14 protein-coding genes are annotated in these 17,512 nt (G+C 72.4%); 10 read left to right on the top strand and 4 right to left on the bottom strand.

The features are described 5' to 3' along the window. Positions 1 to 106: 106 nt before the first annotated feature. Entirely contained in the window at positions 107 to 2,122 is a 2,016-nt protein-coding gene (recQ, locus tag ACZ6BG_RS13075; protein ID WP_468999908.1) for a DNA helicase RecQ, read from the top strand. Between the two features lie 260 nt (positions 2,123 to 2,382). On the opposite strand, the gene fahA is transcribed toward recQ, so the two are convergent. Further along, positions 2,383 to 3,678, bottom strand: a complete 1,296-nt coding sequence (fahA, locus tag ACZ6BG_RS13070) for a fumarylacetoacetase (protein WP_468999907.1) — start codon at positions 3,676 to 3,678, stop codon at positions 2,383 to 2,385. Between the two features lie 197 nt (positions 3,679 to 3,875). Between fahA and ACZ6BG_RS13065 the strand changes: the two genes are divergently transcribed. Together ACZ6BG_RS13065 and ACZ6BG_RS13060 are read left to right on the top strand one after the other, a co-directional pair. Continuing rightward, positions 3,876 to 5,144 carry a carboxylate--amine ligase gene (locus tag ACZ6BG_RS13065; RefSeq protein WP_469000271.1) on the top strand — a complete coding sequence of 423 codons (1,269 nt, stop codon included), beginning with the start codon at positions 3,876 to 3,878 and terminating at the stop codon, positions 5,142 to 5,144. Positions 5,145 to 5,195: 51 nt separating this feature from the next. Then, positions 5,196 to 6,413: an FAD-dependent oxidoreductase gene (locus ACZ6BG_RS13060; RefSeq protein WP_468999905.1), complete on the top strand. Its 1,218-nt coding sequence runs from the start codon at positions 5,196 to 5,198 to the stop codon at positions 6,411 to 6,413. A gap of 149 nt (positions 6,414 to 6,562) precedes the next feature. Here ACZ6BG_RS13060 and ACZ6BG_RS13055 read toward each other — a convergent pair whose 3' ends face one another. Together ACZ6BG_RS13055 and ACZ6BG_RS13050 are read right to left on the bottom strand one after the other, a co-directional pair. Continuing rightward, positions 6,563 to 6,895 carry a hypothetical protein gene (locus tag ACZ6BG_RS13055; protein ID WP_468999904.1) on the bottom strand — a complete coding sequence of 111 codons (333 nt, stop codon included), beginning with the start codon at positions 6,893 to 6,895 and terminating at the stop codon, positions 6,563 to 6,565. A gap of 100 nt (positions 6,896 to 6,995) precedes the next feature. Beyond that, positions 6,996 to 7,592, bottom strand: a complete 597-nt coding sequence (locus ACZ6BG_RS13050) for a MarR family winged helix-turn-helix transcriptional regulator (RefSeq protein ID WP_468999903.1) — start codon at positions 7,590 to 7,592, stop codon at positions 6,996 to 6,998. 97 nt (positions 7,593 to 7,689) lie between these two features. On the opposite strand from ACZ6BG_RS13050, the gene ACZ6BG_RS13045 reads away from it, so the two are divergent. From ACZ6BG_RS13045 to ACZ6BG_RS13015, 7 genes are all read left to right on the top strand, one after another. After that, complete coding sequence (locus ACZ6BG_RS13045; RefSeq protein WP_468999902.1) at positions 7,690 to 8,826, top strand: questin oxidase family protein; 1,137 nt, start codon at positions 7,690 to 7,692, stop codon at positions 8,824 to 8,826. 604 nt (positions 8,827 to 9,430) lie between these two features. Continuing rightward, positions 9,431 to 10,237 (top strand): HAD family hydrolase, encoded by an 807-nt coding sequence (locus tag ACZ6BG_RS13040; protein ID WP_468999901.1) that lies wholly within the window; start codon positions 9,431 to 9,433, stop codon positions 10,235 to 10,237. Positions 10,238 to 10,941: 704 nt separating this feature from the next. Further along, positions 10,942 to 11,952 (top strand): polyprenyl synthetase family protein, encoded by a 1,011-nt coding sequence (locus ACZ6BG_RS13035; RefSeq protein WP_380854288.1) that lies wholly within the window; start codon positions 10,942 to 10,944, stop codon positions 11,950 to 11,952. A gap of 157 nt (positions 11,953 to 12,109) precedes the next feature. After that, positions 12,110 to 13,156 (top strand): CHRD domain-containing protein, encoded by a 1,047-nt coding sequence (locus ACZ6BG_RS13030; protein ID WP_468999900.1) that lies wholly within the window; start codon positions 12,110 to 12,112, stop codon positions 13,154 to 13,156. 330 nt (positions 13,157 to 13,486) lie between these two features. Then, positions 13,487 to 14,752 carry a LolA family protein gene (locus ACZ6BG_RS13025; RefSeq protein WP_468999899.1) on the top strand — a complete coding sequence of 422 codons (1,266 nt, stop codon included), beginning with the start codon at positions 13,487 to 13,489 and terminating at the stop codon, positions 14,750 to 14,752. A 122-nt stretch (positions 14,753 to 14,874) separates the two neighbouring features. Continuing rightward, complete coding sequence (locus ACZ6BG_RS13020) at positions 14,875 to 15,828, top strand: ABC transporter ATP-binding protein (protein ID WP_468999898.1); 954 nt, start codon at positions 14,875 to 14,877, stop codon at positions 15,826 to 15,828. Then, positions 15,815 to 16,816, top strand: coding sequence for an ABC transporter permease (locus tag ACZ6BG_RS13015; RefSeq protein ID WP_468999897.1), 1,002 nt, complete (start codon positions 15,815 to 15,817; stop codon positions 16,814 to 16,816). The genes ACZ6BG_RS13020 and ACZ6BG_RS13015 overlap by 14 nt, the downstream gene beginning before the upstream one ends. Before the next feature lie 45 nt (positions 16,817 to 16,861). Here the strand turns inward: ACZ6BG_RS13015 and ACZ6BG_RS13010 are convergent, their stop codons facing one another. Continuing rightward, the gene (locus ACZ6BG_RS13010; RefSeq protein WP_468999896.1) at positions 16,862 to 17,476 is read right to left on the bottom strand and encodes a flavodoxin family protein; all 615 of its coding nucleotides are present in this window, start codon (positions 17,474 to 17,476) and stop codon (positions 16,862 to 16,864) included. Positions 17,477 to 17,512 lie beyond the last annotated feature (36 nt).

Here is a 17,512-nt window from a genome sequence, read left to right as displayed (position 1 = left end):
ACTTCGTGGGCTGTCGGCGCGGCCCCCTATCGTGGACGCAGTGGTGGAAGCACGCGGTGGTCGAGGCGTGACGTACGGGGGCTGGGCGATGTATGGGATCGGTGGCATGACTGAGATGGACGAGGGCGCGAGTCGGTTCGCGGAGCCGGACCCGTTCGACGACCCCTTCGGGGCCCCGGAGGAGGACCCGTTCGGCGACCCCGGCGAGGATCCGTTCGCGGACGCGCACCTGGGCGCCGGACCGGGCGCGGGCCCCGGTGCGGGCTCAGGCCCGGTCGCCACGGGCAACGCGCTGGAGACACTGCACCGCGTCTTCGGGTACGACTCCTTCCGCGGCGAGCAGGAAGCGATCATCGACCATGTGGTCGCGGGCGGCGACGCCGTCGTCCTCATGCCGACCGGCGGCGGCAAGTCCCTGTGCTACCAGATCCCGGCCCTGGTCCGCCCCGGCACCGGCGTCGTGGTCTCCCCGCTCATCGCGCTGATGCAGGACCAGGTGGACGCGCTCAGGGCGCTCGGGGTGCGGGCCGGGTTCATGAACTCGACGCAGGACTTCGACGAGCGTCGGGTGGTGGAGGCGGAACTGCTCGCGGGCGAGCTCGACGTGCTCTACCTGGCACCGGAGCGGCTGCGGCTGGACACCACCCTCGACCTGCTCTCGCGGGCCACGATCTCCGTCTTCGCCATCGACGAGGCGCACTGCGTCGCCCAGTGGGGCCACGACTTCCGCCCCGACTACCTGGCCCTGTCCGTCCTCGGTGAGCGCTGGCCGGACGTGCCCCGCATCGCCCTGACGGCGACGGCGACGGACGCCACCCACCGCGAGATCACGCAGCGCCTGTCCATGCCGGACGCCAAGCACTTCGTGGCGAGCTTCGACCGGCCGAACATCCAGTACCGGATCGTGCCGAAGGCGGACCCGAAGAAGCAGCTCCTGACGTTCCTGAAGGAGGAGCACGACGGCGACGCGGGCATCGTCTACTGCCTCTCGCGCAACGGCGTGGAGCGGACCGCCGAGTTCCTGAGCGCGCACGGCGTGCGGGCGGTGCCGTATCACGCCGGTCTGGACGGCGGGACGCGTGCGCTGCACCAGTCGCGGTTCCTGCGCGAGGACGGCCTGGTGGTGGTCGCCACGATCGCCTTCGGCATGGGCATCGACAAGCCCGACGTCCGCTTCGTCGCCCACCTCGACCTGCCCAAGTCGGTCGAGGGGTACTACCAGGAGACGGGCCGCGCGGGCCGCGACGGCATGCCCTCCACGGCCTGGATGGCGTACGGCCTCCAGGACGTCGTCCAGCAGCGCAAGCTCATCCAGGGCAGCGAGGGAGACGAGGCGTTCCGGCGCCGGGCCGCCGCGCACCTGGACGCCATGCTGGCGCTGTGCGAGACGGCCCAGTGCCGCCGCGCCCAGCTCCTGACCTACTTCGGCCAGGACCCCACCGCCCAGTCCTGCGGGAACTGCGACACCTGCCTCACCCCGCCGGAGACCTGGGACGGGACGGTGGCCGCGCAGAAGCTCCTGTCGACCGTCGTGCGGCTCCAGCGGGAGCGCGGCCAGAAGTTCGGCGCCGGCCAGATCATCGACATCCTCCTGGGCCGTCGAACCGCCAAGATCATCCAGTTCGACCACGACCAGCTGTCCGTCTTCGGTATCGGTGGGGAGCTCGCCGAGGGCGAATGGCGGGGTGTGGTCCGGCAGTTGCTCGCCCAGGGGCTGCTCGCGGTCGAGGGGGAGTACGGCACGTTGGTGCTGACCGAGGCGAGCGGCTCCGTGCTCGGGCGGCAGCGGGAGGTGCCCCTGCGCAAGGAGCCCAAGAAGCCCGCTGCCGCGGTGCGCTCCGGGGGCAAGGGCGAGCGCAAGGCACGGGCCGCCGCCGCGGTGGCCGAGCTGGCGCCCGAGGCCGTGCCCGTTTTCGAGGCGCTGCGGGCCTGGCGGGCGGCGCAGGCTCGGGAGCTCGGGGTGCCTGCCTATGTGATCTTCCATGACGCGACGTTGCGGGAGATCGCCACGGTGCGGCCCGCCTCCGTCGGGGAGCTGGGGGGCATCGGCGGGGTCGGTGAGAAGAAGCTCGCCACGTATGGGGAGGGTGTGCTGGAGGTGGTGGCGGGGGTGGGGGAGTAGGGCCTCGCGGGTGCGCCCCAGTCCCGCCCCTTTCCCGAAACCGGGGGCTCCGCCCCCAGGCCCCCGCTCCTCAATCGCCGGAGGGGCTGTATATCTCGCCGGTGCGGCAGGGTTTCAGCCCGTCATGGGAGTACCCCCTGCTCCTTAAGAGCTTGGGGGAGTTCGAGGACGAGGCGCGGAGCGCCGACAACGGGGTCCGGGGCGGAGCCCCGGGTTCGGGAAGGGGTGGGGTTGGGGAGCCCCCGGCAAGGCCCCCAGCCTCAGCCTCGCGCAGCCGCGATGCGCCCCGTGACCTCGCCCAGGCCCACCCGGGTCCCCCCGGGGCCGGGGGCCCACGCGGTCATCGTGACGACGTCGCCGTCCTCCAGGAACGTCCGCTTGCCGTCGGGGAGTTCGAGCGGATCACGTCCGTTCCAGGTCAGCTCGATGAGGGAGCCGAACTGTTCGGGGGAGGGCCCACTGACGGTGCCGGAGCCATAGAGGTCGCCGGTGCGCAGGGAGGCGCCGTTGACGGTCATGTGGGTGAGCTGCTGGGCGGCGGTCCAGTAGACGGTGGAGAAGGGGGGTTCGGAGATGACGTGGCCGTTGAGGGAGACGGTGATGCGGAGGTCGTAGCCGCCGGGCTCGTCCGCGACGGACTCGGCGGAGTCGTCGAGGTAGGGGAGCAGGGGCTCGGTGCGCGCGGGCGGGGCGACGCGGGCGGCGTCCAGGGCCTCCAGGGGCGTGATCCAGGCCGAGACGGAGGTGGCGAAGGACTTGCCGAGGAAGGGGCCGAGGGGGACGTACTCCCAGGCCTGGAGGTCGCGGGCGGACCAGTCGTTGAGGAGGCAGAGGCCGAAGACGTGCTCGCGGAAGTCCGTGAGGGGCACGGGGGTCCCGAGCGTGGACGGCGCGCCGACGACGAAGCCGACCTCGGCTTCGATGTCGAGCTTGGTGGACGGGCCGAAGACGGGCGCGGTGTCGGCGGGCGTCTTGCGCTGACCGGTGGGCCGCACCACGTCCGTGCCGGAGACCACGACGGTGCCGGACCGGCCGTGGTAACCGATGGGCAGGTGCTTCCAGTTGGGGGTGAGCGGTGTGGGCGCGTCCGGGCGGAACATCCGGCCCAGGTTCGACGCGTGGTGCTCGGAGGCGTAGAAGTCGACGTAGTCCGCGACCTCGAAGGGCAGGTGCAGGGTGACGTCGGAGAGGGGGTGGAGCAGCGGTCGGACGGTGTCGCGGTGGGCGGGGACCGTCACCCAGGCGGTGAGGGCGCGGCGGACGTCGCTCCAGGTGCGGCGGCCGGCGGCGAGCAGCGGGCCCAGGGTGGGCTGGGCGAGCAGCGAGACATAGGGCGAGCCGAGGGCGGCGGCGGCCGCGCCCGCGTCCAGGACGTACGAGCCGACACGGACGCCGACCCGACGGCCGTCCGAGGCGGCGGAACCGGGCGCTGATCCGGGCGCCGACCCGGATGCGGAGTCCGTGGCGGACCCGGCCGGAGAGAAGACTCCGTACGGAAGATTGTGCGGGCCGAAGGGGTCGCCCTCGGGGAGGTCGAGCGGGTTCTGCTCGGACATGCGTGCCTGCCTCGCTTTCCAATCTGAGTGCTCCACACGTTACGTGGGAAGCCTCGCCGGGGGCAGTGTCTAAAGAGTTCGCAATGTCCGGATAAACCAGGAGTGGAATGACCCATTCCTGCATAGCTTCCTTTGGGGGACACGGACAGGGGTGGGTCCGGTTCGGCGCAAACGGACACGTGGGGGGACCCGTGACCATGGCAAGCGGCGGCGTCGGGTTAAGGCCGGACCGTGAAGTGCCCGGACTGATAGTCAAGTTCGGCGACTATCCGTTGCACCACGGCGGTGTGGGCGCGATCCGCAGCCTGGGGCGGCTCGGCATCCCCATGTACGCGATCACCGAGGACCGGCACACGCCCGCGGCCGCGTCCCGCTACCTCACCCGTGCGTTCCCGTGGCCGACCACCGGCGTCGAGGATCCCGCGTATCTGGTGGAGGGGCTGCTGCGCATCGGGCGGCGGATCGGCAGGCCGACGGTGCTGATCCCGACGGACGAGGAAGCGGCGGTGCTGATCGCCGAGCACCAGCGGGAGTTGAGGGACGCGGACTTCGGGGGGTTCCTGGTCCCGCCGGTGGCGCCCGCGCTGCCGCGGCGCCTCGCCAGCAAGCAGGGGCTGCACGAGCTGTGCGTGGAGCACGGCCTGTCGTCGCCCGCCTCGGTGTGCCCGCAGAGTCAGGAGGACGTGGAGAAGTTCGCCGCGACGGCCCGGTTCCCGGTCGTGGCCAAGAACAGAGAGGCGTTCCGGCGCCGTGAGCAACCCGCCGTGAACGGCACCACTCGCATCAACACGCCCGAGGGACTGCTGAAGCTGGCCTGCGGCTGGGGCGAGCGGCCCGGCGTGATCCTCCAGGAGTATCTGCCGCGCGAGCAGGCCGAGGACTGGGTCGTGCACGCGTACTTCGACGCGGACTCCACCCCGCTCGCCCTGTTCACCGGCGTGAAGGTCCGCTCCTGGCCGCCGCACGCGGGGATGACGGCGATGGCGTACGTCGTCGACAACCCGGAACTCGCGGACCTCGCCGCGCGTTTCATCAAGGAGATCGGATTCACCGGCGTCATCGACCTCGACCTCCGCTTCGACCGCCGCGACGGTCAGTACAAACTGCTCGACTTCAACCCACGCATGGGCGCCCAGTTCCGCCTCTTCGAGAGCGAGTCGGGGATCGATGTCGTCAGGGCGATGCATCTGCATCTGACCGGCCGTCCCGTCCCCGAGGGGGAGCAGCGCGCGGGACACCGCTATGTCGTGGAGAACATCGACCTGCCCGCCTATCTCGCCTACCGCCGCAGCGGCTATGTGACACCGCACGCGCCGTCCCGTGCCAGCGGCACGGAGCTGGCCTGGCTCGCGGCGGACGACATGCTGCCGGTCTTCACCATGCTCGCGCGCTTCGTACGGCCAGGAGCGAAGCATCTGTTCCAGCTGTGGCGGACCAATCGCCGCGGCGGCACGACCACGAAGTGACGGTGCGCCGTGCGACGGCACGGCGCACACAACGTCCTGGGGAGGGACTTCGTGAACCAATCAGTGCAACCCGTCGCCGTCATCGGAGCGGGCCCCTACGGTCTGTCCACAGCGGCGCATCTGAGGGCCCGGGGCATCCCGGTGCGTGTGTTCGGCGAGCCGATGGTGAGCTGGCAGGCGCACATGCCCGCGGGAATGCTCCTCAAGTCGACACCCGTGGCGTCGAACATCGACGCCCCGCAGCCCGGCCACACCCTCGTCGACTACTGCGACGCGGCGGGCCTGCCCCGGCTGATCACGGACGAGGACATCATCCCCGTCGAGACGTTCGTCGGGTACGGCCAGTGGTTCCAGCAGAAGATCGTGCCCGACCTGGAGCGGGTTCGGGTGGTCTCCGTCGACCCCCGGCCGGCCGGGGGCTTCGAGTTGAAGCTCGACTCCGGGGAGCAGTGCACCGCCCGCGCGGTCGTCGTCGCCACCGGCCTGTCCGGCCTGTCGAGGCTGCCGTTCGAGCTGGCCGCGGCCGTGCCGGACGGCCCCTCGCCCGCGGGCCCCGTCTCGCACAGCGCCCAGCACCACGACCTCACGCGGTACGCGGACCAGGACCTGCTCGTCGTCGGTGCCGGGCAGTCCGCCCTGGAGACGGCGGTGCTCGCGGCGGAAGCGGGCGCGCGGGTGCGCGTGGTGGCGCGCGGGCGGCGCTCGGTGGCGTTCGGCGGGCCGCCCTGGGAGCAGCCGAAGCTGCGCCCGGAGTCCCCTTTCGGCCGCGCCTGGTCGCTGTACGCGTTGAGCTACTACGCCGGGGGGTACCGCCACCTTCCTGCCACCGCCCGGCACTTCCTCACCCGCCGTGTCCTCGGCCCGCTCGGCGCCTGGTGGCTGCGGGAGCGGTTCGAGCGGAAGGTCGAGGCGCGCGAGGTGCGGCGCATCGTGACGGCGGGCACCCGCGACGGCCGCCCCGTCCTCAGCGTCGAGACCCTGGGCGGCCGGGCCCGGGAGCTGGCGGCCGACCACGTCATCGCCGCGACGGGCTATCGCGTGGACCTCGCCGCCCTCAGCTTCCTCGGCCACGGCCTGCGCGCCCGCATCGCCACCAGCCGCGGCACGCCCAAGCTGGGCGCGGGCTATGTCTCCTCGGTCCCCGGCCTGTACTTCACGGGCATGCTCGCCGGGTCGTCGTACGGACCGGTGATGCGGTTCGTGTGCGGCACGGAGTTCGCCTCGCCGCGGCTCGCCCGGCATCTGGCGGCGGCTCACCAGGGGGCGTGAGGGAGGCCCCGGCGCGCAGGGCTCGGCGGTCGACCATCACCGTCCGGGCTCGGTGCCCGACCATCACCGCCGGGCTCGGTGCCCGGCCAGCACTGGACGACTGACATCCGGGCTGTCCGGGCTCAGCGCCCGACCATCGCCACCCGGCCTCAGCGCTCGATCACCGGCATGGGCGCGGGCTGGGCGTCGCGCATGCGCTCCGGCGTCCAGTACTCCGCCGCGGCGGTCCCGCCGTGCTCGACCTCGCTGCTCGTGGTGTCCGAGTTCGTGGTGTCCGGCCCCTTGCCGGGCGTCTTGCCGGGCGTCGCGGGGGACTCCTCGCCGGTCTTCGTGTCCGACACCGCGGCCCCCGCGCCCGGGCGTGACTCCCGGCCGGTGCTGTCCGAGTCCGCGGCCGATGCCTGCCAGGTGAGCAGCGCTGTGAGCAGCGCGGCGGAGGCGGTGGCGGTGAGGGCGAGCTTGCGGGCCGGACGGAAAGTCATGTCGTTCCTTCGTGCCAGGTGACGTACGGAGGCCTTCCCGCGTACGGAAGACCGGCTTGCCCCTGTGCGACGTGCGCGCGGCGCGAACGGTTCCCCGCCGCTACTGCTGCACCTCCCGCACCCAGGCCCGCAGCCCGGCCATGAACCCCTCCCGCTGCTCGGCCGGGAGCCCCGCGAGGGCGCGGAGCAGCGGCTCGCCCCGGCGGGCCACGAACGACTCGAGGAGCGGGCGGTACTCCTCGGCGAGGGACACAAGGACCCGGCGGCGGTTCGTCTCGTCCGGGGCACGCGTGACGATGCCCGCCCGCGCGAGGCCGCCGACCAGTTCGCTCGCCGTCGGCAGGGACACCTGGAGCCGGTCGGCGATGCCGCTGACGGTCAACGGCCCGTCGGCCGCCAGGAGCTGGGGCAGCACCGCGCCATGACGTGGGGTCAGGCCATGGCTGTCCATGGCCTCGCGCAGCGGCTCCGGCATCAGCGCGCTCACCGCCGCCCCCCGGAAGTACGGCTCGAGCAGCGGCACGAGTCCCACGATCCGGATCTCGACGGAGGTGAGGGGGTGGGCGGATCCGGCCCCCGGCTTCGCCGGTTCCCGCCGCTCCGCTCCCTGCCGCTCCGCTCCCTGCCGCTCCGCTCCCTGCCGCTCCGCTCCCTGCCGCTCCGGTTCCCGCTTCTCCGGTCCTTGCGCGCTCTGCATTCCGCGAGTGTAGTTGGTTTGGATACTCGAACTGTTTGGGTATCCAAAGTGTTACGAGCCCTGTGGGGACCACGAGCTTTCTGAAGGTGAGCGAGACATGCCGTCGATCAGCTACTACGAAGCCGTCAATGACGCGTTGGAACGACTTGAGGACCTCGGGTACGAGCGCGGTGTGGGCGTAGACCTCGCCAACCACGGGCCCATGGGCGCAGAGGCCGTCGCGGTGCTCGGGCGCGGCGACGAGGTGGCCCGCTGGATCGGGCGCTATCGCCGCGCGCTCGACCACCACGAGCCGCCCGCCGCGCGCTTCGCCCTCGATCCCGCCGACGAGGCGTCGTGGCGGCCGGCGCTGGGTGATTTCGGTCGTGCGGGGGACTGGGAGCGACTGTTCGCGCGTGAACTCGCCACAGCGCCCTGGCGGGACGTCCTCGCCCGCTGGTGGCCGCGCCTGCTCCCCGGCCTCTTCGCAGGTCTGACGCACGGCCTCATCCGGACGGCGCACGCGGTGCGCGGTCTCTCCGTCGCCGGGGAGGCGCCGACGCGGCTGCAACTCGACGAGCTGGCCAGGGGCCTGGCGTACTGGGCAGCCCGGCACCGGGCGCTGCCCGGAAGCCCCGCCCTGCGCGGCTCCCACTCCGTCCCGGCGGCCGTCGCCGCGCTGCCCCGGGTGCCACAGGACGGCCCGCGCGGACCGTCCGTCGCCCTCGGCCGCATCGATGCCATCGAACGACTCCCCGGGTACACGGAGTCGTTGGAGTGGCTGGCGCCGCACCCGGCGTCCCGCCTGCTCAGCGACATGACGCTGCAGTTCGCGGACGTGTATCTGGGCCACCCCGAGGTCTTCCCGGTGCCCCTCGTCCACGGCCTCACCGCACCCGCCGCCACCCGCCTCGTGCTGCCGCACCTGCCACAGGAGTTGTACGAGCCGACGCTCGCCCGGCTGTGGCAGGTCCAGTCGGCCTTCCTCCTCGCCTTCACCACCGACCGGCGGGACGAGGAGTCGACGGCCTGGCGGGCCGAGACGGACGACCTGCCCCCGCTCGACGAACTCGGCGCCCGGGCCGTCGAGCACGGCGACGAGCACGTCATCAAGTTCACGGAAGCCTGCCTGCGGGAGTACGCGCTGCGGCCCGACCCCCGCTATCCGGCGGCGGCGCACGCGGCCCAGCGCCGCATACCTCGGCTTGACGCGGGCGGGGGCGTGGCGGGGGTGTCGGCGGGGAGGGCGGACTAGTCGGCGGGAGTGAGCCCATCGGCGGGGTGAGCCCAGGGGAGGCGATGGTGAGCGAGAAGTGGCGGTGAGGCGAGAGGGGGCGTCGAGGCGGGCAGGGGCGAGTCGGTGAGAGGGGTGGCGGGCCAAGGCGCGGCGGCACCCAGCGCGGACTGCCCGCCCGCGTGGGGGAGTTCGGGCCCGGCGTGAAGGTGTGCGCGCGGCCGTGGGCCGGTGCGGCGCGAATCGGGTGATGCGGGGCCTGTCCGGGTGGGGCTGGTGCGGGCCGGTGCAGGCCGGGTGGGAGCCGGTGCGAGCCGGTCCCGGTGGGGTCCGGTGTGGGCCGGTCCGGGGCGGTCCGGGTGGGGCCGGTGCGAGTTGGTCCGAGCCGCTCCAGGTGGGGCCGGTGTGGGGCCGGTCCGGCTAGGGGCGATCCCGGGCCGCCTCGTTCCGGTGAACCGGGGGCGGGCCGACAGGGCCAGCGCGCAGATGCGCTCCGGGCGCGTGTCACCGGGCGTATCCGGGCCCACACCCCGGTGTCTGCCGGGAGTGCGCCGGGCGCACCCGAACCGTCACAGCTCCTGCCACACGGCTTACCGACCGGCGTCAGATCCGTATTCTTCGGATCATGGCCGTTCCCCTCGCATATGCCCTCATCGCCACTGACCTCGACGGAACCTTGCTGCGCTGCGACGACACGGTGTCCGACCGGTCGCGCAGGGCGCTGGCCGCCGCGAGCGAGGGCGGCGCACGGCACCTCGTTGTCACCGGACGCCCCGCGCCCCGCGTGCGCCCGCTCCTGGAGGAGCTCGGCTGCGACGGGCTCGCGGTGTGCGGACAGGGTGCCCAGCTGTACGACGCCGGGAGCGGCCGCATGGTGTGGTCGGTGACGCTGGACCGGGAGCTGGCCGAGGCCGCGCTCGGGAAGATCGAGGCCGAGGTCGGGCAGGTCTTCGCGGCGGTCGACCAGGACGGCGTCGACGGCCTGACGCTGATCGAGCCGGGCTACGAGATGCCGCACCCGACGCTGCCCGCCGTGCGGGTGCCCCGGCGCGATGTGCTGTGGGAGGAGCCGATCAGCAAGGTGCTCCTTCGGCATCCGGCGCTGGCGGACGACGAGTTGGCGGAGGTGGCCCGGGGCGCGGTGGGGTCGCTCGCGACCGTGACGATGTCCGGGCCCGGCACCGTGGAGCTCCAGCCGTGCGGAGTCACCAAGGCGACGGGTCTTGCCCTCGCGGCGGAGCGGCTGGGGCTGACTGCCGCCGACACGATCGCCTTCGGGGACATGCCGAACGACATCCCCATGTTCGTGTGGGCCGCGCACGGGGTGGCCATGGCCAACGCCCACCATGAACTCAAGGCGGTGGCGGACGAGTTGACCGCGTCCAACGAGGAGGATGGGATCGCGGTGGTGCTGGAGCGGCTGTTGGGGTGAGGGCGGTCGCGTGGCCCGCGCGGTGCCGCGTCCCGGCCTCCGGGGTCCTGTGTCCCGGCCTCCGGGGCTCTGTATCGCGGCCTCCGGGGTCCTGTGCCCCGGTCTCCTGGGTGCCGCGCACCGGCGGTCCCCGGGCCCCGTACCCGCCGGTCTCCAGGCCCCCTGTCCCGGCCGCCTCGCCCGCCCCCGGCCCTCGCCCGCCCCCCACCCCCGGGCCCTCGCCCACCCGAGCCCTTGGCCCCCGCCCACCCCGGGCCCCTGGCCGCCGCCCCCGTCCGGACCATGGCCGGAAACGTACACACGCCGGATCTCTGGCCGGATGTCGTCAGCGCCCTCCGGCGGGGTCCGGGGCCGGGTGGGTGGGGCGCGCCGGTGCCGCACCGGCGGTCAGCCCCGGCTCGGCTCGGGGGCCGACGGCGTGCCGGGAGTGAGACGAGGGGCGGGACGGGTGGTGGTCGGGCGTCCGATGGGGGGAGGCATCACTCCCTTCATGTGGGGCACATCGTTCTCTGTGGAGTATTTCGGTCATTCCATGTCTATCGGGCACGCTGGTCTCCTCTGCTCGGGCAGGCGCTCGCTGTGATCGAAAGGCGACCGGATACGCTGACTTGAGTGATGGCAGCGACACATCGACAAACCGTGTCATCGACGAATGATCGACCGAGTGATCGACTTGTGATCGTCAGCAGACAGGAGAACCCCTCGTGACCGTCGTCGGGCCCTTCGGGCTGAGCGTGCGGGACCAGGCTCTCGAAGCCGATGTCCAGGCCGGGTTGGCGGCTGTCGAGGAAGGCCTGCTCGAGGCCACCAAGAGCGAGGTCCCCTTCATCACCGAGGCCGCGCAGCATCTCGTGCGCGCGGGTGGCAAACGTTTTCGGCCACTCCTGGTGATGCTCACGGCGCAGTTCGGCGACCCGTACGCCCCCGGTGTGGTGCCGTCCGCCGTGGTCGTGGAGCTGACGCACCTCGCGACGCTGTACCACGACGACGTGATGGATGAGGCCGATGTGCGCCGCGGGGTGGCCAGCGCCAACCAGCGCTGGGGCAACTCCGTCGCGGTCCTCACCGGCGACTTCCTGTTCGCGCGCGCGTCCCACACGCTGGCCGACCTCGGCCCCGAGGCCGTCCGGGTCCAGGCCGAGGCGTTCGAGCGGCTCGTCACCGGGCAGATCCTGGAGACGGCGGGACCCTCGGACGGGCGTGACCCCGTCGATCACTACCTCGAAGTGCTCGCGGGCAAGACCGGCTCGCTGGTCGCGGTCGCCTGCCGGTTCGGCGCGATGATGTCGGGGGCCGACGAGACGGTCGTGGACGTGCTCACGCAGTACGGGGAGCGGCTCGGGGTCGCCTTCCAGCTCGCCGACGACGTCCTGGACATCGCGTCCGAGTCCACCGAGTCCGGGAAGACGCCCGGCACCGATCTGCGGGAGGGAATCCCCACCCTGCCGGTGCTTCGGCTGCGGGAGCGGGTCGCGCGGCTCGGGCTCGCGGAGGATGTCGCGCTGTGCGAGCTGCTCGACTCCGACCTCACGGATGACGCGCGGCACGCCGAGGCGTTGGCCCGGCTGCGGGTGCATCCGGCTCTTGAGCTGGCCCGGCGGGACACGGTGCGGTACGCCGAGGAGGCGCGGGCCGCGCTGGCCCCGCTGCCCGAGTGCGACGCCAAGGCCTCGCTGGTCGAGCTCTGCGACCTGGTGGTCCACCGCGCGGGGTGAGGCTCGGGGCCCCGTCCCCTGCCGCGCCGGGTGGCGTGTGACGCAGGTCACGTGAAAATGCTCAGCCTGGATTGAGTCCAGGCTGAGATCCGTTCCGTACTCATGCCCAGAAGCTGACGCAGGGGGCGTCGGCTGAGGAACGGGGAGATTTCACGTCATGGGCACAATCAGTACTTCCACGAAGGACCGCGCTTCCACGAAGAACCGTCGCCGCGCCCTGCTCGTCACCGGTGTCGCGGTCGCCGCGGCCGCCGGGGTGGCAGCCGCCGTCCTGCCCGCGACGGCGGACAGCGGGAGCGGGTCCCAGGGCTCCAAGAGCGCCGCGCACGGCACCTCGCACGGCGGCGATGCCGTCGAGGTGCGGAGCGGCACCGCGAGCCGCGGCGGCGCCCTCTTCGTGGCCAGCATGAACGGGGCCAACGAGGTGCCCGTGCAGGGCGGCCCCGCCGTCGGGGACAAGGACGGCGCGGCCCTGCAGTTCGTGAAGGTCAAGGGCGACAAGGTCAGCGTCACCGTCAAGTGGCGCGGCACCGCCAAGCCGACCGCGCTCCACATCCACCAGGGCGCCAAGGGCACCAACGGCGGCATCAAGGTCGACTTCACCAAGCTGCTCGCCAAGGCCGAGCACCAGCGCGTGACCGGCACGGTCAAGGTCACGGACGCCGCCCTGCTCGAGCAGCTCAAGGCGGACCCGAACGGCTTCTACGCCAACCTGCACACCGCCGAGTTCCCCGGCGGAGCCGTCCGCGGCCAGCTCCACAAGGTCACCGCGAACGTCTCCCTGGACGCGGCCGCGCGCAGCTTCCAGGCGTCCGTGGTCAAGGGCAAGCAGATCTACGAGTGCAAGAAGGCCGAGGACGGCTCGGGCGGCTTCACCTTCCAGCAGCGCGACGTCCGCGCGACCCTCGGCGGCCACATCGCCCACGACTTCGTCGCGCCGAACTCCGGCACCCCGCGCTGGGTCGCGCCGGACCGCAGCGGCGTCACCGGCAAGCTCATATCCAGGACGCCCAACGGCGCGAAGAACATCGCCGAACTCGACCTGGAGGCCAAGCAGGTCGGCAAGGAGCGCGGGCTGCTCGCCGGTACGACCGAGATCCTGCGCCTGAACACGGTGGGCGGCGTCCAGCCGTCCGGCGGCTGCGCCGAGGGCAAGGTCGTGGCGGTGCCGTACGGCGCCGACTACGTCTTCGTACAGCGCTGAGACCTGCGGAGACGGGCTCAGGGGCAGATCCGGGCCATGTGACGTACGTGTGCGGAACTCCCCCCGTGACGCACGGTCGTCACCATCCCGGGCGGTGCCTCCCCCTACGGGACGGGGGAGGCACCGCCCTTTTTTGTCATCCCAGAGCAGTACGCGGAGTTGCTCCCGGGGTCTGACGCTTCCGCGTGGCCGATTTGGTCGGATGGAGACAGACGAAGACAGGTACCGACAACCACATCCTGACCAATTCGGGTGAGAATGGCGGCGCGGGGTGGACGAGTGCACGCGAGGAACGAATCGCCGCCGCCGACGACGGAGGTAAGGCACACAATGGCACCGTACGAACCGGAGCAGGACACCACCGAGGCAGACGAGCTCAGCGCGGGCCGCCGCAAGGCCGTGCGCTATGTCGTCCCGCTCGCGGTGGCGGGGGTGGCCGCGGCGACCATCGGGCTCGTCCCGGCACTCGCCACCTCGGGTGACCCGGATCTGCCGGACATCACCGCACAGGAACTCATCGAGAAGATCGCCGCGTCGGACACCGAGCAGCTCTCCGGCACCGTGAAGATCAGCACCGACCTGGGCCTGCCGTCGTTCGGCTCCGGCATGACCGGCGGTTTCGCGCCGGGCGCCGGGGGTGGCGGCGGGGACGACGAGGGCGGCAAGGGCGGCAAGAGCGCCGCCGACCCGAGCGCCAAGCTGATGGAACTGGCCTCCGGCACGCACACCCTGCGGATCGCGGCCGACGGCCCCGACAAGCAGAAGCTGTCGGTCCTCGACGACGCCGCCGAGTACAGCCTGATCCACAACGGCGACGACGTCTGGGCGTACGACAGCGCGTCGAACGAGGCGTACCACTCCAAGGACGGCGGCAAGGCCGGCGCCCGCCCGGGCAAGGGCGACAGGGGCGACCGGAAGGACCTGCCGAAGGAACTTCCCGCCACGCCCAAGGAGTTCGCCGAGCAGGCGCTGAAGGCGGCCGACAAGTCCTCGACGTCCGTGAAGGTCGACGGCAGCGCGCAGGTCGCGGGCCGGGACGCCTACCGCCTGGTCCTGAAGCCGAAGGACTCCGGTTCGACGGTCGGCCAGATCACCATCGCGGTGGACGAGAAGACGGGTACGCCGCTGAAGTTCACGCTGTCCCCGGCCGGCGGCGGCGCCGCGGTCGTCGACGCGGGCTTCACGAAGGTCGACTTCGCCAAGCCGTCGGCGTCCACGTTCGACTTCAAGCCGCCGAAGGGCACGAAGGTCACGCGGGCGGACGACGAGGCCAAGAAGCCCGGGCACCCCGGCGGGGACGTCAAGGGCGAGGGCCCCGAGGGCCTGAACGTCATCGGCGACGGCTGGACGTCCATCGCCGAGCTGAAGCTGCCGGGCGGCCAGGGCCTGCCGACGTCGGCCGCCGGTTCCGACGAGGTGCCGCAGGAGGCGGCGAAGTTCCTGGACTCCCTCGGCGACAAGGTGAACGGCGACTTCGGCTCGGGCACGGTCTTCAAGACCCGCCTGATCAACGCGCTCGTCACCGACGACGGCAAGGTGTACGTCGGCGCGGTCACGAAGGACGCACTGGTCAAGGCGGCGAACGCGGCGCAGTAGGGCCGGGAGCCGTGAGCACACGCACATGAGCACGTGAGAGCGGGCGGCGGTTGGGAGGTACCGGACCGGTACCTCCCAACCGCCGCCCATCGTTCAGCCCATCGTTCAACGGGAGGAAGCCGGTGCCGAGCACCAACGGCGGGGCCAGGGGCAGCGTGATCGAGACGTCCGGGCTGACCAAGCGGTACGGCAAGCACCTCGCCGTGGACGGCCTCGACCTCAGCGTCCCGGGCGGCAGCGTCTTCGGCTTCCTTGGCCCCAACGGCTCCGGCAAGACCACGACGATCCGGATGCTGATGGGCCTGATCGAGCCGACTTCCGGCCGCGCCAAGGTCCTCGGCCGCCCCATGCCGTTCGAGACCCGCAGGGTGCTTCCGCACGTGGGCGCGCTCATCGAGGGCCCCGCGCTGTACGGCTTCCTGTCGGGCCGCGACAACCTCCTGCGGTACGACTCCGCCGACCCGACCGCCGACCCCCGCACCCGCCGGGCGCGCGCCGACGCGGCCCTGGACCGGGTCGGCCTGACCGCCGCCGCGGGCAAGAAGGCCAAGGCGTACTCGCTCGGCATGAAGCAGCGCCTCGGCCTGGCCGCCGCCCTGTTGCAGCCGCGCGAGCTGCTCGTCCTCGACGAGCCGACGAACGGGCTCGACCCGCAGGGCATGCGGGAGATCCGCTCCCTGGTGCGGGAGCTGGCGTCCGACGGCACCACCGTCTTCCTCTCCTCGCACCTCCTGGACGAGATCGAGCAGGTCTGCACGCACGCGGCGGTGATGGCCCAGGGCCGTCTGATCACGCAGGGCCCGGTCGCCGAACTCGCGGCGGGCGCGCGCGGACGGCTCACGGTGACGACCCCGGACACCGGTGACGCGGCCCGCGTCCTGAAGGAACTCGGCGTGGCCGACCTGGTCGTCACCGAGGACCGCGTCACGGGCGAGCCACCCGGCACGGACCTCGCCGACGTGAACGCCGCACTGGTCGAGGCGGGCGTCCGCGTCCGTGGATTCGGCGTCGAACGTGCCTCCCTGGAGGACGCGTTCGTCGCGCTGACGGGAGAGGGATTCGATGTCGCGGGCTGAAGTGACGGCCGGGGCGGACGGAGCCGACGGGGTGAGGCCCGCGACGGCGGGGGCCAAGGGCGCAGGACAGCCGGGCGGCCCGCGTCCCACGAAGGCGCACCACCTTGCCGAGGGGCGACCCGCCGGCCCGCGCCCCGTGCGCCTCGCCTGGACCCTCGGCCTGTTCCGCAGCGAGCTGGCCATCACCTTCCGCCGCTGGCGCACTCTCGCGCTGCTCGCGGTGCTGGCCGCCGTGCCCGTGCTCGTGGGCATCGCCGTGAAGATCGAGACGAGCGACGGCGGCTCCGTCGGCGGCGGCGGGCCGGACGGGGGCGGCGGGCCCGCGTTCATCGCGCAGGTCACCAACAACGGCCTGTTCCTGGTGTTCACGGCGCTCGCCGCGACCCTGCCGTTCTTCCTGCCGATGGCGATCGGCGTCGTCGCGGGCGACGCCATCGCGGGCGAGGCGAGCGCGGGGACGCTGCGCTACCTCCTGGTGGCGCCCGCGGGCCGCACCCGCCTGCTGCTCGCCAAGTACGCCACCGCGCTGACGTTCTGCCTCGTCGCGACGCTGGTGGTGGCGGCGTCCGCGCTGGCGGTGGGGGCGCTGCTGTTCCCCCTCGGGGAGGTCACGACGATCTCCGGGACGCGGATCGGCTTCGGTGACGGGCTGCTGCGGGCCCTGCTGATCGCACTGGTCGTGGCCGCCTCACTGATCGGGGTCTCGGCGCTCGGCCTGTTCGTGTCGACGATGACGAGCAGCGGCATCGCCGCCATGGCGACGACCGTGGGCCTGCTCATCACCGTCCAGATCGTCGACCAGATCCCGCAGTTGCACGCGATCCACCCGTATCTGTTCTCGCACTACTGGCTGTCCTTCGCCGACCTGATGCGCGACCCGGTCTACTGGGACGACCTGGTGAAGAACCTCGGCCTCCAGGCGCTGTACGCCGGGGTGTTCGGCTCGGCGGCCTGGGCGCGGTTCGGGGCGAAGGACATCGCTTCCTAGGGCCGACCGGCGGACAGGCCCTGGGCCCCTGGCCTCCGCGCGAGGTCACTCCTCCTCGTACGAGGACTCGCCGAACGGGAACCGGGCCAGCGGGATGTCCTCCTGGGCGAAGAACGTCTTGGCGCGCGCCAGGGCCTCGGTGTCGTTCAGGACGTGCCCGGGGCGGGTGCCGTTGCCGAGCAGGACGCCGCCGAAGCGCATCGGGAAGAACGCGGCGGTGTTGCGCAACGTGCCGACCAGCGGGTCCGCGGCCGCCTCGTTGCGGTCCGCGAGCGCCGTCACGCCCCACAGCGTCCGGCCCGCCAGGGTTGCCTTGAAGTCCAGCTCGGGGACCTCCAGCCAGGCGTCCCAGTAGTCCAGGTAGCGCTTGACGGTGGCCGACACCGAGTACCAGTAGAGCGGCGACGCGATGACGATGTCCGTGGCGGCGAGGGTGGCGTCCAGGAGCAGCGCCTCGGTGTCGCCCTCCGGACGGGGCCGGGCGCGCGGGACGTTGTCGTCGTGCCGCAGGTCCTGGAAGTCCGGGAGCGGGTGGTCGGCGAGGTCGATCCAGCGCTGCTCGACGTCCGACGGCAGCTGTTCGGCGGCCTTGCGGGCCAGGATCTCGGTGTTGCCCCGCGGGCGGGCGCTGCCGTGGACGAAGAGGAACGAGCGGGTCATGGGTGCCCCCTGGGCGCATATGCTTGCGTACGAGGA

It is taken from the genome of Streptomyces sp. NPDC041205 (assembly GCF_055591765.1).
Note: the sequence above shows the minus strand (reverse complement) of the source record. Positions and strands in the feature narration are given on the sequence as shown.